We start from the raw sequence: 14,105 nt of genomic DNA on the forward strand, positions 1-14,105 counted from the left end.
CTGGAAAGGATCAGGCGCGACGGCTGGATTGGCAGCTGGGGTAGATGTGTCTGGCCAGTTCTTCTGCCGGAACCGGTTTGCACAGCAAAAAGCCTTGTAGTTCGATATCCGGATGGTGCGCGCACAGATAGTCGAGGTCCAGCGGGCTGTCTATGCCTTCTGCCACCATGCGCAATCCCAGTTCACGGGCGATATTGGCCATGCCGGCAATGATGCTCTGGCTGCGTGCATCCTGATGGATGTCCTTGATCAGGATGCGGTCGAACTTCAGCTCGGTCAGCGGCAGGTTCTTGATGTGTTCCAGCGTAGTGTGGCCGGTGCCGAAGTCATCCAGAGACAACTCGAAGCCGCGCATGCGCAGGCGTAGCAGGGTTGCCAGCGTGTGGCCGAAATTGGTGAAGGCCATGGTTTCGGTGATTTCCAGCACGATGCGGTCAAACGCGAGCCCGCGCGATTCCACTTGCTCCACCAGCCAGTCCAGAAACTCCCGGTCATCCAGCAAGCGGCGCGACAGATTGATCGACAGCCGCAAATCCTGTGTCTCCGGACCGCGCATCAGCAGGTCCAGGCTGGTTTGCACGATGCGGTGGGTCAGCAGTGAAATGAAGCCCTCGTGTTCCAGCATGCCGATGAACTGGTTGGGTCCCAGAATGCCCATGGTGGGGTGGCGCCAGCGCGCCAGCGCCTCGATCTGCACTGCCTTGCCCTGGCGCAGGTCATAGATGGGCTGATAAAACGCACAGAACTGGTTGTGTGCCAGCCCGGTGATGATGTCGATCAGCGGCAGGCTGCTCTTGTTGTCGATGATGTCCTGCGGCAAGTCCAGCAAGCGGGTGATTTCGGTCAGGAACAGATTGTCATCAATCGGTTTGGCCAGATGGCCAATGCCGGTGAAGCCCAGTTCCTGGGCAGCGCGCACGCTATTGGCCAGCAACTCGGGCGAGTGCCCGCTGATCAGCAGCAAGGAAGGAATATGCGGCTGACGCGATAACTGCTCGACCAGCTCGATGCCATCCATGCCAGGCATGTTCAGGTCGGTGATCACCAGATCCAGCTTGGGTATCTTGCGGCTGAGCTGGAATGCCCAGGTGCCATCGGCAGCTTCATGGATGACGGCATTGGGAATTTGCAGGCACAGCGCTTTGAGTAGCTTGCGCTGACTACTACTGTCTTCTGCGAGCAGGATCTGTCTTGGCGGTTTGCTGGTCATGGCAGGCGCGCACATCAATGGGTATTTCTCAATCTAAGCAGGTGTCATGCGATCTTTCCAGTGAAATAAACATGAAAGTTCGGCTCCTGTAAGCATATCTTGATTTTTATTGCGCACTTTTCAACTGAAAACCAGGCAAAGATGGCATTGGCAGCAACGCAATTGTGTTTATGCAGAGGGGGTAATGCGGGATGGGTAGCGGATGAAATGACGTACGCCCGGCATGTCGCCACCAGGGTGGGGCGAATGATTCCGGGCAGTGCGTGATGCGATGCTGTTGCCTTGGCGGGCTTTGTGCCCGCTAACCAGCGGCAAAAGACTACGCGACCTGCTCAGGTGGGCTGAAGGTCGCGAGACGTGATGGCTTGCTTAGCGACGCTTGAAGTGCTGCGGTGCCTGGCCGCCGACCGGAGCGGTCGGGTGGCGGAAGTTGATGCGACCCTTGGTCAGGTCGTACGGCGACATTTCCACGGTCACACGGTCACCCACCAGTACGCGGATGCGGTGCATTTTCATCTTGCCCGAGCCATAGGCCAGGATTTCAACATTGTTGTCCAGACGAACGCGAAAACGCGATTCCGGCAGCATTTCAATTACGACGCCTTGCAGTTCGATCATGTCTTCTTTGGACATTAACGATTCCTTTCAGTGTAACGGGGTGGGCCAATAGCCCATGCGGCAGTCCCTCACGGAGCGCCGCATGATCTGTGATAACAGATTGCTTCTATCGATAACCAAGCAGGTAAGACTGGCAGCACACACGCTAATGTGCCGTTACCAAGGCAAGGCAGACGGATTGAAACCCCGGTTTGGGGAACGGTCCGGAAGGAGGCAGCGCGCATTATACGGCTAAATGGCTGATTTGTCAGCATAAATGAACAGTGAAGCTGTATTTGCTGCGGTATGTGCGGTGTTGGCGGCAAAAACACTTATGCATCCGCAGCTTAGCCGCTGTTGCTTGCATGCCGCACTGACCGCGGGAAAGGGCTTTGGGCCGGGCCGGGCCGCATGTTTCCGGCAGCTCTGGTGCGAGTCGGTTGTGACAGGCTGGCACAGACAAATTATTGATTTATGTCACAAAAGGAAAATTCTATATTCATATTCTTACAATTCAATACAAAAATGCACTGGATTATTCTTTCTCGAGCTGACATCCTGTAGGATTTCGATTATCACGTTTTGCTGATATTTGATCCGGGCAAAACGTCACCAGTTGTAAACTCTGCAGTAGGACAGACTTATGGAAAACAATAGAGAAGGCGAAGGACTCCGGCGCAGCCTGCAGGCGCGTCACTTGTCCATGATCGCCATTGGCGGCTCCATCGGCACCGGGCTGTTTCTGGCATCCGGCGCCACGGTAGCCTCGGCCGGGCCGGGCGGGGCCTTGCTGTCATATGCCCTGATCGGGCTGATGGTGTATTTCCTGATGACCAGCCTGGGGGAAATGGCGGCATTCATGCCGGTGTCCGGTTCTTTCCAGGTATACGGTTCGCGCTTTGTTGATGCGTCCTTCGGTTTCGCCCAGGGCTGGAACTATTGGTATAACTGGGCCGTCACCATTGCGGTGGAGCTGGCTGCGGCAGCCATCGTGATGCATTACTGGTTTCCGCACGTGCCGGGCGTGGTGTGGAGTGCGATGTTCCTGGCCATCATCTTTGCCCTCAACTATTTCTCGGTGAAAGGTTTTGGCGAGGCGGAGTTCTGGTGCTCCATGCTCAAGGTGGTCACCATCATCGCCTTCATCATCGTGGGTTTCATGATGATTTTCGGCATCATGACCAATCCGGACAGCAGCCGTTATTCGCCGGGTCTGAATGTGTTCATGCATGGTGACGGCCCCTTTGTCGGCGGCATGGCGGCCTTTGTCAGCGTGTCGATGATTGTGGGCTTTTCCTTCCAGGGTACCGAGCTGATCGGCGTGGCTGCGGGGGAATCCAGCCACCCGGCCAAAACCATTCCGCGTGCGGTGAAGCAGATCTTCTGGCGCATCCTGATGTTCTACATGCTGTCCATCCTGATCATCGGTTTCATCCTGCCGTACAACGACCCGATGCTGCTGAAGAACGATGTGCAGGATGTGGGTGCCAGCCCGTTCACCCTGGTGTTCAGCCGTGCCGGTCTGGCGCTGTCTGCCAGCCTGATGAATGCCGTCATCCTGTCGGCCATCCTGTCGGCGGGTAATTCCGGCATGTATGCCTCCACCCGCATGCTGTACGTGATGGCACACAACAAGATGGCTCCGGCCTGGTTCGGCAAACTGTCGGATAGTGGCGTGCCGCGCAATGCCCTGTATGCCACCACGCTGGTGGCGGCCTTGTGCTTTCTTTCTTCGCTGTTTGAAAGCAATGCGGTTTACCTGTGGCTGCTCAATTCTTCCGGCATGACCGGCTTCATTGCCTGGCTGGGCATTGCGGTCTGCCATTACCGTTTCCGCCGCGCCTATGTGCAACAAGGTTACAGCCTGGCGGACCTGCCTTACCGTGCGCGCTGGTTCCCGCTGGGGCCGCTGTTTGCCTTTGCGCTGTGCATGCTGATCATGCTGGGGCAGAACTATGCCGCCTTTACCAGTGCCAAGGTGGACTGGAACGGTGTGGTGGCTACCTATATCGGCATTCCGCTGTTCCTCATCCTGTGGCTGGGCTACAAATGGAAGCATGGCAGCAAGCTGATTGCGCTGGACAAGATTGCTCTGGCAGAAGCCCACGCCCAGCTGGAGCGTGCCGAGCCGAAGGCGCGACTGGCCGGACAGATGGCAGACTGATAAGCGTTTGCCGCCAGACGAGGCCCGGTTCTGCCGGGCCTTTTGCATGTTGGCGGCCTGCCTCGGCATATTTTTTGTCTGACGGCGCTGTGCAGTGACAAGGGGCAAGTTACAATCGCCGCGCATGGCACTGCACGACAAGATGCAAGACACGCGATACACCACCCCCACCAAGCAGGCCAAACCTGCCCGGAGAACAACAACATGGCCCTGATGTCTCTTTTTTTCAGCAAGTACCTGTTTGTACTGGCTGCCTTGCTCCCCATCATCAATCCACCGGGATTGGTACCCATTTTCATTTCGATGACCGCACGCAACAGCAAGCAGCAGCGGGCTTTTCTGGCGCGCCGCATTGCCTTGTACTGCTTTTTGCTGCTGCTGGGCAGCATGTATGTGGGCAGCTTTGTGCTGGAGTTTTTCGGTGTTTCGCTGCCAGTGGTGCAGTTGTCCGGTGGTTTGCTGATTTCGCTGGCCGCCTGGCGCATGCTCAATGACAACCCGGCGGAGGGTAACCAGCCTTCTACCGAAACGGCCCGTCAGGAAAACCGGGATGAACTCAAGCAGCGGGCCTTTTATCCGCTGACTTTCCCGCTGACCGTGGGGCCGGGTTCCATTTCGGTGTCCATCACCCTGGGTGCGTCGATGTCGGTTGCCGGCAAGCCGATGGTCAAGTACATGCTGGTGCCGATGGCCAGCCTGGCCGCCGTGTTGTCCCTCGCCGTACTGGTGTACATGTGTTATCGCCACGCTGACAAGCTGCTGGGCTATCTGGGGCAGACCGGCTCGGTGGTCTTCCTGCGTCTGTCGGCCTTCATCCTGATGTGTCTGGGGGTGCAAATCATGTGGGAAGGGGTGGAGCAGCTGTTTGTCGAGCTGATCCAGAACAACGCCAACCTACTGCATCGCTAGGTCAAGGCCTTGCGCCACGGCTTGCTGCAGTTGCGGATAAAACGCCAGGAAGTCTGTTTCCAGCGCAGCGTAGTGCTGTAGCAGGTCGTCAATGCCATTGGCAACCGGGTTGTCACGCTTGATACGGTGACGGGAAAAACCGCACAGCACGGCGGCGATTCCTTCGGTTTCTGCATAAGAACCCAGCCAGTCCTGTGCCTGCATGCGCGGCAGGATTTCCAGCAGGCGGGGCGGCAGCCATTGGCGATGCGCCTGCAGTTCTGCGTAGCTGCGCGCGGTGAAGTCGGTCAGCGGCATGCTGGAAAAGGACGTCCAGTGCCGTGCCAGGAAGTGGTCGTAAAAAATGTCCACCAGAATGCCGGCATAGCGGCGGCGTATCGGCGCAATGCGGTTCTTGCTTTGCATCACCAGCGGGTGGCTGTCGGTGTGGCTGTCGATCTGTCGGTGCAGCAACATGCCCTGCTGCAAGGGAACGGGCAGGTGCCCGGCCCTGGATGGCTTGAGGAAGTCACCCAGCAGATTCCCCACCCGCGCCGCCGGATTGTCCGGTGCCAGATGCAGGTGGGCCAGGTAGTTCATGCGGCACCCTGGCGGTTGAGCCTTACCACGATAACGTCAGCTCCTTCTGCGCTGAACAGGGTGAGGCCCACGGCCAGCGCTTGCCACACGGCATCATGTGTCCGCAGCTGGCAGTGCCGGCCATCTTCCCGGTATACGTCCAGCGTGCTGCCGGCGGCCAGCATCACCAGCAATACTTCATCATCACTGTGCACATGCAGTTTGCCTTGCACGGCCAAACGTTCTGTTTGTTGACGGTAACGGCCGCGGCGGGTCATCACGTTGAAGTCGGTCACCGGCCCGTCCTGCAACTGGCTGGTGATGGATTCTTCCCCGGCAAAGGCCAGCGGCTGGCTGTTTTGCTGCAGCAGGCTGTTGCTGCCATCGCCGCGTTGCAGGAGCAGGCCCTTGCCATCCAGCAGCAATAGCTGGCGATCCACCCCAGCAAAATGGGAGAACGGGCCATCGCTGGCCACACTGGCCATGCTGATGCGGTAGTCGAAATCTTCCAGCGTGGCGCTGGGGGGCGCAATCAGGATCTGGCGCGTGGTGCCGCCACCGTTTTTCCACGCTGTGGTGGGGTAGTCGCAGGCTGACAGGATGTGCATGGCAGTCTCTGGCTGGTAAAAGCGCGATTATCCCCCCATGCTTCGGCATGTGCATCTGCTGTCTGGCGGTCATGCTGGCAAGCTCTTGTTATGGCTGGTTTTTGTAGTGCGGCAACTACAAACAAATCCACTTGATCTGCCGCAATATGCCATTCCACTGTAGTGCCAAGATGGCATCAAACCTTACAGGCGCAGCAGGCAGGGCCGGAAGGCTCTCCTGAGAGCAGCTTGCCAAATCAGCAATGCTGCCTGTGCCACCCCACCTTAAGGAGATCATCATGGCTACCAGTGCTTTCTTCATTCCTTCCGTCAACCTGATGGGTGCCGGCTGCCTGCAACAGGCCGTCGACAGCATGCAGGCCCAGGGCTTCAAACGTGCGCTGATCGTCACCGATGCCGGCCTGGTCAAGACCGGTCTGGCTGACAAGGTAGCAGCGTTGCTGGCTGCGGCGGATATCCAGTCTGTCGTTTTCGACGGTGTGCATCCCAACCCGACCAGCGCCAACGTCAACGCCGGCCTCGCGCTGCTGCAGGAAAAACAATGTGATGTGGTGATTTCGCTGGGTGGCGGTTCGCCGCACGACTGCGCCAAAGGTATTGCGCTGGTAGCGATCAATGGCGGCAAGATCCAGGACTACGAAGGCGTGGACAAGTCGGCCAAGCCGCAGCTGCCGCTGGTGGCCATCAATACCACCGCCGGTACTGCCAGTGAAATGACGCGTTTTTGCATCATCACTGACGAGGCACGCCACATCAAGATGGCCATTGTCGACAAGCACACCACGCCGATTCTGTCGGTGAACGACCCGGAAACCATGGCCGGCATGCCGCCTTCGCTGACGGCCGCCACCGGCATGGATGCGCTCACTCACGCTATCGAAGCGTATGTATCGACCATTGCCACGCCGATTACCGACGCCTGCGCGCTGAAGGCCATCAGCCTGATCGTGGCCTACCTGCCGCGTGCCGTGGAAAACGGCCAGGACATGGAAGCGCGCGAACAGATGGCCTATGCCCAGTTCCTGGCGGGAATGGCTTTCAACAACGCTTCGCTGGGTTATGTGCATGCCATGGCGCACCAGCTGGGTGGTTTCTACGACCTGCCGCACGGGGTGTGCAATGCCGTGTTGCTGCCGCATGTGCAAGTGTTCAACAGCAAGGTGGCTGCTGCCCGGCTGGCTGATGTTGCGGTGGCTCTGGGTGCGAAGGCAGAAGCGGCGGAGGCAATTGCAGCCATTCGCCAACTGGCTGCCCGCGTGGGCATTCCGGCTGGTTTGACCCAGCTGGGCGTGAAAGAAGAGGATATCCCGGTACTGGCTACCAATGCCCTGAAAGACGCGTGCGGCTTTACCAATCCGGTTCAGGCCACGCACGAGGAAATCTGCGCCATCTACCGTGCCGCCATGTAAACCCTGTCTGGCCTGTTGTTCAGCGACAAGAGCCGGCTTTGCCGGCTCTTGTTCATTTCAGCGGCTGGCAAAACCTGCGACAGTGGCGGCGCTGCGGATGGCTTCCAGCACCAGCCGGGCCTTGCGCGGGATACGCCGGCTGGCGAATACCGCGTGCATCTGCGCATCCTCCCCCCGGCTGGACACAATGCGGTAATCCGGGCATAGCCGCACCAGCTGACCCTTGGCCACCAGTGGCTCGGCCAGCCAGTCGCCCATGCGTGCCACGCCCCAGCCAGCCAGGGCGGCCTGTAGCACTGCATTGCCGGAACTCACTCGATGGCTGGCATTCAGGTTCAGGCTGACCTGATGGCGGTCCGAAACGAAATTCCAGGCTTTGAGGATGCGTGGCGCGGCATGAATCAGGATGGCATGTTCGCTCAGTGCTTCCGGTTCGGCAGGCAGGCCATGGCGTGCCACATAAGCCGGGCTGGCGTACAGGCGGCGTTGATAAGGCCACAGCGGAAAGCCGATCAGTTCGCTGGAGGCGGGATAGGCACCGCGGATGCTGAAGTCCAGCTTCTCGCGGATGGGCTCCAGAATGGTGTCGCTGTACAGGATGTCAAAGCGCAACTGCGGATTGTGCTCGGCCAGTTGCTGCAGGATGGGCGGCAGGAAATGGCTGGCCATCACCTCGGGTGCGGAAAAGCGCAGCCAGCCGCGTGGCGCACTACCCAGCGCCGCCAGGTCGTCTTCCACTTCTTCCTGCAATTGCAGGATTTGCCGCGCGGTATCGTAGTAGGCTTCGCCCGCCATGGTGAGGCTGACCTGCTTTTGCGAGCGGGCCAGCAGGCTGGTGCCCAGGTTTTCTTCCAGCGCCTGCACCGCACGGGTCGCAGTACTGGGCGAGGTGCCCAACTGACGGGCTGCCGAGACAAAGCTCTTGCGCTCCACCACGGCGCAGAATACCTGCAGTTCCCATAACAGTTTCATGATGCCCGCTTCTTGTATTGCAAAAACTGCAATACGGTATTGCAACAGCAAGGGCAGTGCAAGTCCTACAATGGCAAGCATTACTGGGAGGCAGGCATGTTGTTGACTTTGGGATTTCTGTGTTTCTTTTCTTTCATGGCCGGTCTGATTGACGCGGCCGTGGGTGGCGGTGGCCTGATCCAGACCCCGGCACTGTTCAATTTCTTGCCGCAGTATTCTGCTGCCACGCTGTTTGGCACCAACAAGATGTCCTCGGCCGTGGGCACCTTGTCCGCCACACGCTCGTATTTGCAGCGGGTGCGCCTGCCGTGGAAGCTGGTGATTCCGGCGGCCATCACGGCCTTCGTGATGTCGTTTGCCGGTGCTGCCACGGTGAACGCCATCCCGAAGTCGGTGATCCGCCCGCTGGTACTGGTACTGCTGGTGCTGATGGCCATGTACACGCTGTGGAAAAAGGACTTTGGCAAGTTGCACAAGCCGGTGACGATAGGTCGCCGTGAAATGGCTGTCGGCATGGCCATTGGCGGGGCCATCGGCTTTTACGATGGCTTGTTCGGGCCGGGCACGGGCAGCTTCCTGATCTTCCTGTTCATCCGCTTTTTTGCCTTCGATTTCCTGCATGCCTCGGCAGCAGCCAAGGTGGTGAACCTCACCACCAATGTGGCGGCGCTGGCCTTTTTCATTCCTACCGGCAATGTGCTGTTCCAGTACGCCATCCCGATGGCCGGTTTCAATGTGCTGGGCGCGATGACCGGTTCCTGGGTGGCCATGAAGAAGGGGGCAGGTTTTGTCCGTATCCTGTTCCTGCTGCTCACCACGGTGCTGATCGGCAAACTGGCCTGGGACATGCTGCAGCCCTGGTTGCATGGCTGAACGGGTTTTGCTGGCTGAAATGAAAAAGACCACGTCGTATTGCGTGGTCTTTTTTGTCTTGATGTGGGCTGGGGGCTCAGTCGTGCTTGTACCAGCCGCGGTGACGGCCATTGTCGTGGTGGTGGTGGCGATGATGGTGACGTCCTTCATCACGCGCCGGGGCTGCCGGGCTCTCTTCACGCTGGTTCTTGGTGGTGATGGCCACGCCGGTGGCCCCGCCAACCGCGCTGCCGATGATGGCGCCATTGCGGCCACCTACTGCATTACCAACTGCGGCACCTGCTGCACCGCCTACTGCACCACCAAGAATCGCATCAGTTGTCGAGCCGGCCTGAGCGGCAGTGGCTGCCAGGCAGAGGGTAATGACCGAAATCCATTTGTTCATTTGCATGGTTTGCTGCTTTCACTAAGTTAGTGGCGGCAGTCTAGTAATGGCGGGGCAAATCGGACAAGTGATGAAATGTTAGCAAGTATTGAAAAGCGTTTGCCATGGAATGATGGTTGCAATAATCGGTGATTTTCAGATTGTAAACTATTGAATTTTATTGATTATTTATCCCATGTTTTGGTGGTGGTTTTATAACAATCTGTTACAGAGTCAGGCCGGGTAAACCGCCCGACCCTGCAACAGCCATTGTCATGCCGCCAGTCTGTCGCTGCCAGTCAGGCTGTACATCACTGCCCGGAACAGCCGCAACCGCCGCCGCCACCACAGCCACCACCGCTGGCCGGTGCGGCTTCCTGTACTTGGCTCAGGCTGATGCGAAATTCGATTACGATCATCTCCGGCTGGCGCTCGGCATAGTGGAAGGTGACTTGCTGGCCATAACGCTGGCGCACCTGTTCCAGCAAGGGCAGGGGGTCGTGGTCGTTGACGAAGCGCATCACTTCACCATCGTGCAGTGATTCGAGTGCGCCAAAAATGGCCGCATGGCGAAAGCGCTTGGCAATGCCGCGGGCGTCGAACAGGTAGCTGGTATTGAGCTGTGGAGAGAGCGTGGTCATGATGTATTCCTGCTTGAGGGTGGTGAAGCCCGGATTTTGTCGCCATCCGGCATGGCCCATCCTTGAGTCAGGATAAGAAAATCGGCATCGACTACCCCTCTGTAAGCCATGAACTTTGCCTGACTACACGCCCCATCAAGCTTGGTCATCCTCCACAAGCCGCTACGGCGTTGTCGGGCGGAATGCAGGCGATGCGGAGCAGAGATGCCGCCGCTGCCATCCCTCTGTACAATGAAGCACCATGAAGCTACAGCCCTCCCGGCCGGATGCGGCCAGCCCCTTGCTTGCTTGCCATGAGTGCGACCTGCTGCAAGCTGCACCTGCCAATAGTGTGCAGGGGGTGAGCTGTTGCCGCTGCGGCGGTCAATTATTACCCGGGCCTGCCTATCGGCCCAGTACCTCGCTGGCCCTGGTGCTGGCCGGCCTGCTGGTGTTTGTGCTGGCCAATGCCTTTCCCGTGGTGGGGCTGGAGGCCAACGGAGTCAAGACGGCCACTACCCTGTTGGGGACGGCCTGGCAGCTGTCCCAGCAGCAGATGGAGCCGGTGGCCTTGCTGGTGTTGCTCACCGGGGTACTGACGCCGGGGCTGGAGCTGCTCTGCCTGCTCTACCTGCTGTTACCCTTGTCACTTGGCCATGCGCCGCGCGGCTTTGCGCGGGTGATGCGGCTGGTGCATGTGCTGCATCCCTGGGGCATGGTGGAAGTCTTCCTGCTGGGTGTTCTGGTGTCGCTGGTGAAGCTGGCGCATATGGCCGAGGTGCATCCCGGTATTGGCTTGTGGTCGTTTTTTGCCCTGATCGTGCTGCTGGCCGGTAATGCCAGCCGTTTTGATCCGGGCATGCTGTGGGAGCGCTATCAGGCATGTCGCGACCGCACTTGAAGAGCGCAGCCAGCCAGGGGGTGTGGCGCTGCCACGCCTGTGGCCAGCTCAGCCGGGTCAGCTCCCCGGCGGCAACGGCAGTCAACTGCCCGCGCTGCGGCGGCAGCCTGCACCGGCGCAAACCGCACAGTCTGCAATATGCCTGGGCTTTTTTGCTGGCCGCCATGTTGTGTTACATCCCGGCTAACCTGATGCCCATCATGCTGACGGAAATGCTGTCCGGCACCCAGCGCGATACCATCATGAGCGGCGTGGCCTACTTGTGGCGCAGCGGTTCCTGGCCGCTGGCGCTGGTGGTGTTTGTGGCCAGCGTGCTGGTGCCTTTGCTGAAAATACTGTCCATGTTGTTGCTGCTGCTCACCGTGCACTGGCGTTCGCGCTGGGCACCCCGCCAGCGCACCCGGCTGTACCGGTTGCTGGAAGTGGTGGGGCCGTGGTCGATGCTGGATATCTACGTGGTGGGCTTGCTGGTGGCCCTGGTGCAGCTGCAATCCCTGGCCACCATCAAGGCCGGGCCAGGTGCCATTGCCTTTGGCGCCGTGGTGGTACTGACCATGCTTTCTGCCATGCATTTTGATCCCAGACTGATCTGGGATGTATTCGAGGAAGATGATGAGCGATAAGCCTTCAGCACAAACAGAACAAAACCGCCCACCGCAGAATGATGGCGCGCAGGAGGCCCTGCCGATGGCCGTTGCCAGCCCGGCACGGCAAAGCCGCTGGTCGCCCTCGCTGGTATGGCTGATACCGCTGTTGGCTGCCTTGATCGGCGGTTATCTGGCGGTGCAGGCCATTTTGTCGCGCGGGCCCACCATTACCATTACCTTTCGCAGTGGCGAGGGGCTGGAGGCCGGCAAGACCCGTATCAAGTACAAGGATGTGGATATCGGTGAGGTGACTGCGGTACGCATCAGTCCGGACAGCAAGAATATTGAAGCCACGGCCCAGCTGAGCAAGGAAGCCGAGCGCTTCCTAGCGCGTGACAGCCGCTTCTGGATTGTGCGGCCACGCATTGCCGGTGGCAGCGTGTCCGGCCTTGGTACCCTGTTGTCCGGTGCCTATGTCGGCATGGATGCCGGCAAAAGCAGCGAAATGAGCCAGCATTTTACTGGCCTGGATGTCCCGCCCATCATTACCGGTGATTTGCCCGGTCGGCAGTTCGTGCTCAAGGCGGCAGAGCTGGGTTCGCTGGATATCGGTGCGCCGGTGTATTTCCGCCGGGTGCCGGTAGGGCAGGTGGTGGCATATCAGCTGGACAAGAGTGGCAGCAATGTCGACATCACGGTGTTCATCAACGCACCATACGACCACTTTGTCACGGCGGATAGCCGCTTCTGGCACGCCAGTGGTATCGATTTGTCCATTTCTGCCAACGGGCTGAAGGTGAACACCCAATCACTCAGCGCCATCATGCTGGGCGGTGTGGCTTTCGAAACGCCGGTCAGTCCGGCCGAGGACAAACCGGCCACGGCTGGCTCGGTGTTTACCTTGTCCAATACCCGCGAACTGGCCATGCAATCGCCGGATCATGAAGTGGTGCCACTGCTGCTGAAGTTCCAGCAATCGGTGCGCGGGCTCACTGTTGGTGCGCCGGTGGATTTCCGCGGCATCGTGATTGGCGATGTCACCAGCATCGGCATGGAATACGATGCACCACGCAAGGACTTCAACATGCTGGTGAGCATCCGTATCTTCCCCAGCCGCCTGCTCAGCCTGTCGCGCAATCTGACCGCCGAAAAACTGCACCAGCTGAAACTGGACAAGATGGTGGAGCACGGCATGCGGGCGCAGCTGCGTTCCGGCAGCTTGCTCACCGGCCAGCTGTATGTGGCGCTGGATTTCTTCCGCGATGCCAAGCCGGCCCAGTTGCTCCACCGTCAGGGCATGGATGTGCTGCCTACCATTCCGGGCGACCTGGAAGAGCTGCAAGGCGTGTTGCAACGCATTGCCCGCAAGCTGGACAAGGTGCCGTTCGACAGCATAGGCCAGGAGCTGGATGGCACCATCAAGGAATTGCACGCCACCCTGAATACCATGCAACAGCTGGGCAACAGCCTGGATGGCAAGGTGGTTCCACAAACCCTGCAAACCCTGCAGCAGTTGCAGCAGACGCTGGACAGTGCCAGCCAGGCCCTGCAAGCCAACTCGCCATTGCAGCAGGATGTGCGCAAAGCCGCGCAGGAAGTCACGGAAACAGCGCGCAGCTTCCGTGCGCTGAGTGATTATCTGGACCGTCACCCGGAAGCCCTGATCCGTGGCAAACAGGAGAGCAAGCCATGAAAATGCGTAATCTTGCCCGTGGTATGTGTTTGTGCGCCGTATTGCTGACGGCCTGCACCTCGGTGCCATCCCGCTTCTACCAGTTGCAGGCCACCAGCATGCCGGGCCAGAACCAGCGGCCCGGAGCAGTATTGCTGGTGGAGCAGGTTACGCTGCCGGCCGGGATGGACAGACCACAATTATTGCTGGAGAACGCCGAAGGTCGCCCGCAGCTGCAAGAGCAGGATTACTGGACTGCCAGCCTGAGCCGCCTGTTGACCCAGGCAGTGGCAGGCAATCTGGCCACGCAACTGGGCTTGTCCACCATCTATGCAGCACCGCAACTGAGCCTGGGGCGGACGGACCTCAGCTTGCAACTGGATATTCGAGAATTCCGCTTGCGGCATGGGCAGGGCGCGTCGCTGGCTGGGGCATGGCGTCTGGTACAGAACGCCTCGCACAAGGTGCTGCTGCAAGGTTATTTCAACCAGCAGCAAGCGGTGACTGTGCAGGGCAATGCGGCGCTGGTGGCAGCGCAGCAGCAGTTGCTGGATGCGTTGAGCCGGCAAATCAGCACTGAGATGGCAGCGCATCCGGACTACTTGCATCCGGCGGCTTGAGTATCCGGGCAGGCTGGTGCCTTCCTGTCCGGCTGCTGACG

15 protein-coding genes are annotated in these 14,105 nt (G+C 59.2%); 8 read left to right on the forward strand and 7 right to left on the reverse strand.

Translation table 11 applies throughout. The annotated features are described in order from the left end of the window. Positions 1 to 10: 10 nt before the first annotated feature. Both ACE3SE_RS00335 and infA read right to left on the reverse strand, forming a co-directional pair. The gene (locus tag ACE3SE_RS00335) at positions 11 to 1,210 is read right to left on the reverse strand and encodes an EAL domain-containing response regulator (RefSeq protein WP_165494184.1); all 1,200 of its coding nucleotides are present in this window, start codon (positions 1,208 to 1,210) and stop codon (positions 11 to 13) included. A 369-nt stretch (positions 1,211 to 1,579) separates the two neighbouring features. Beyond that, a complete protein-coding gene (infA, locus tag ACE3SE_RS00340) occupies positions 1,580 to 1,843 on the reverse strand; it encodes a translation initiation factor IF-1 (RefSeq protein ID WP_045845245.1) in 264 nt (87 codons plus the stop codon). A 607-nt stretch (positions 1,844 to 2,450) separates the two neighbouring features. Here infA and ACE3SE_RS00345 point away from each other — a divergent pair. Continuing rightward, positions 2,451 to 3,971: an amino acid permease gene (locus ACE3SE_RS00345; RefSeq protein WP_374553187.1), complete on the forward strand. Its 1,521-nt coding sequence runs from the start codon at positions 2,451 to 2,453 to the stop codon at positions 3,969 to 3,971. Positions 3,972 to 4,184: 213 nt separating this feature from the next. After that, positions 4,185 to 4,880, forward strand: a complete 696-nt coding sequence (locus ACE3SE_RS00350; RefSeq protein ID WP_374553189.1) for a MarC family protein — start codon at positions 4,185 to 4,187, stop codon at positions 4,878 to 4,880. Here ACE3SE_RS00350 and ACE3SE_RS00355 read toward each other — a convergent pair. Next, positions 4,866 to 5,459: an acyl carrier protein phosphodiesterase gene (locus ACE3SE_RS00355; RefSeq protein ID WP_131359220.1), complete on the reverse strand. Its 594-nt coding sequence runs from the start codon at positions 5,457 to 5,459 to the stop codon at positions 4,866 to 4,868. The two genes, ACE3SE_RS00350 and ACE3SE_RS00355, sit on opposite strands and share 15 nt — an antisense overlap. Continuing rightward, entirely contained in the window at positions 5,456 to 6,046 is a 591-nt protein-coding gene (locus tag ACE3SE_RS00360) for a HutD/Ves family protein (protein WP_374553192.1), read from the reverse strand. The genes ACE3SE_RS00355 and ACE3SE_RS00360 overlap by 4 nt, the downstream gene beginning before the upstream one ends. Positions 6,047 to 6,324: 278 nt before the next feature. On the opposite strand from ACE3SE_RS00360, the gene yiaY reads away from it, so the two are divergent. Continuing rightward, a complete protein-coding gene (gene yiaY / locus ACE3SE_RS00365) occupies positions 6,325 to 7,455 on the forward strand; it encodes an L-threonine dehydrogenase (RefSeq protein WP_374553194.1) in 1,131 nt (376 codons plus the stop codon). A 57-nt stretch (positions 7,456 to 7,512) separates the two neighbouring features. Here yiaY and ACE3SE_RS00370 read toward each other — a convergent pair whose 3' ends face one another. Further along, positions 7,513 to 8,427, reverse strand: coding sequence for a LysR family transcriptional regulator (locus ACE3SE_RS00370; protein ID WP_374553196.1), 915 nt, complete (start codon positions 8,425 to 8,427; stop codon positions 7,513 to 7,515). A gap of 96 nt (positions 8,428 to 8,523) precedes the next feature. Here ACE3SE_RS00370 and ACE3SE_RS00375 point away from each other — a divergent pair, with 96 nt between their 5' ends. After that, positions 8,524 to 9,300: a sulfite exporter TauE/SafE family protein gene (locus ACE3SE_RS00375; protein WP_197077105.1), complete on the forward strand. Its 777-nt coding sequence runs from the start codon at positions 8,524 to 8,526 to the stop codon at positions 9,298 to 9,300. A gap of 76 nt (positions 9,301 to 9,376) precedes the next feature. On the opposite strand, the gene ACE3SE_RS00380 is transcribed toward ACE3SE_RS00375, so the two are convergent. Both ACE3SE_RS00380 and ACE3SE_RS00385 read right to left on the reverse strand, forming a co-directional pair. After that, positions 9,377 to 9,691, reverse strand: a complete 315-nt coding sequence (locus ACE3SE_RS00380; RefSeq protein WP_045845239.1) for a glycine zipper domain-containing protein — start codon at positions 9,689 to 9,691, stop codon at positions 9,377 to 9,379. A gap of 284 nt (positions 9,692 to 9,975) precedes the next feature. Then, a complete protein-coding gene (locus tag ACE3SE_RS00385; protein WP_045845342.1) occupies positions 9,976 to 10,305 on the reverse strand; it encodes a DUF2249 domain-containing protein in 330 nt (109 codons plus the stop codon). A 241-nt stretch (positions 10,306 to 10,546) separates the two neighbouring features. Here ACE3SE_RS00385 and ACE3SE_RS00390 point away from each other — a divergent pair, with 241 nt between their 5' ends. From ACE3SE_RS00390 to ACE3SE_RS00405, 4 genes are all read left to right on the forward strand, one after another. Next, entirely contained in the window at positions 10,547 to 11,185 is a 639-nt protein-coding gene (locus tag ACE3SE_RS00390) for a paraquat-inducible protein A (protein ID WP_374553199.1), read from the forward strand. Then, positions 11,167 to 11,808, forward strand: a complete 642-nt coding sequence (locus ACE3SE_RS00395; RefSeq protein WP_045845236.1) for a paraquat-inducible protein A — start codon at positions 11,167 to 11,169, stop codon at positions 11,806 to 11,808. Before ACE3SE_RS00390 ends, ACE3SE_RS00395 begins: the two co-directional genes overlap by 19 nt. Positions 11,809 to 11,872: 64 nt before the next feature. Then, a complete protein-coding gene (locus ACE3SE_RS00400; RefSeq protein WP_374553201.1) occupies positions 11,873 to 13,465 on the forward strand; it encodes a PqiB family protein in 1,593 nt (530 codons plus the stop codon). Continuing rightward, positions 13,462 to 14,064 (forward strand): PqiC family protein, encoded by a 603-nt coding sequence (locus ACE3SE_RS00405; protein ID WP_374553203.1) that lies wholly within the window; start codon positions 13,462 to 13,464, stop codon positions 14,062 to 14,064. Before ACE3SE_RS00400 ends, ACE3SE_RS00405 begins: the two co-directional genes overlap by 4 nt. Positions 14,065 to 14,105 lie beyond the last annotated feature (41 nt).

The sequence above is a fragment of the Aquitalea pelogenes genome, assembly GCF_041914625.1.
GTDB lineage: Bacteria > Pseudomonadota > Gammaproteobacteria > Burkholderiales > Chromobacteriaceae > Aquitalea > Aquitalea pelogenes.

Coding starts and splice junctions, on each gene's coding strand:
- ACE3SE_RS00335 (WP_165494184.1), bottom strand. CDS start 1,210: ATGACCAGCAAACCGCCAAGACAGATCCTGCTCGCAGAAGACAGTAGT.
- infA (WP_045845245.1), bottom strand. CDS start 1,843: ATGTCCAAAGAAGACATGATCGAACTGCAAGGCGTCGTAATTGAAATG.
- ACE3SE_RS00345 (WP_374553187.1), top strand. CDS start 2,451: ATGGAAAACAATAGAGAAGGCGAAGGACTCCGGCGCAGCCTGCAGGCG.
- ACE3SE_RS00350 (WP_374553189.1), top strand. CDS start 4,185: ATGTCTCTTTTTTTCAGCAAGTACCTGTTTGTACTGGCTGCCTTGCTC.
- ACE3SE_RS00355 (WP_131359220.1), bottom strand. CDS start 5,459: ATGAACTACCTGGCCCACCTGCATCTGGCACCGGACAATCCGGCGGCG.
- ACE3SE_RS00360 (WP_374553192.1), bottom strand. CDS start 6,046: ATGCACATCCTGTCAGCCTGCGACTACCCCACCACAGCGTGGAAAAAC.
- yiaY (WP_374553194.1), top strand. CDS start 6,325: ATGGCTACCAGTGCTTTCTTCATTCCTTCCGTCAACCTGATGGGTGCC.
- ACE3SE_RS00370 (WP_374553196.1), bottom strand. CDS start 8,427: ATGAAACTGTTATGGGAACTGCAGGTATTCTGCGCCGTGGTGGAGCGC.
- ACE3SE_RS00375 (WP_197077105.1), top strand. CDS start 8,524: ATGTTGTTGACTTTGGGATTTCTGTGTTTCTTTTCTTTCATGGCCGGT.
- ACE3SE_RS00380 (WP_045845239.1), bottom strand. CDS start 9,691: ATGCAAATGAACAAATGGATTTCGGTCATTACCCTCTGCCTGGCAGCC.
- ACE3SE_RS00385 (WP_045845342.1), bottom strand. CDS start 10,305: ATGACCACGCTCTCTCCACAGCTCAATACCAGCTACCTGTTCGACGCC.
- ACE3SE_RS00390 (WP_374553199.1), top strand. CDS start 10,547: ATGAAGCTACAGCCCTCCCGGCCGGATGCGGCCAGCCCCTTGCTTGCT.
- ACE3SE_RS00395 (WP_045845236.1), top strand. CDS start 11,167: ATGTCGCGACCGCACTTGAAGAGCGCAGCCAGCCAGGGGGTGTGGCGC.
- ACE3SE_RS00400 (WP_374553201.1), top strand. CDS start 11,873: ATGGCCGTTGCCAGCCCGGCACGGCAAAGCCGCTGGTCGCCCTCGCTG.
- ACE3SE_RS00405 (WP_374553203.1), top strand. CDS start 13,462: ATGAAAATGCGTAATCTTGCCCGTGGTATGTGTTTGTGCGCCGTATTG.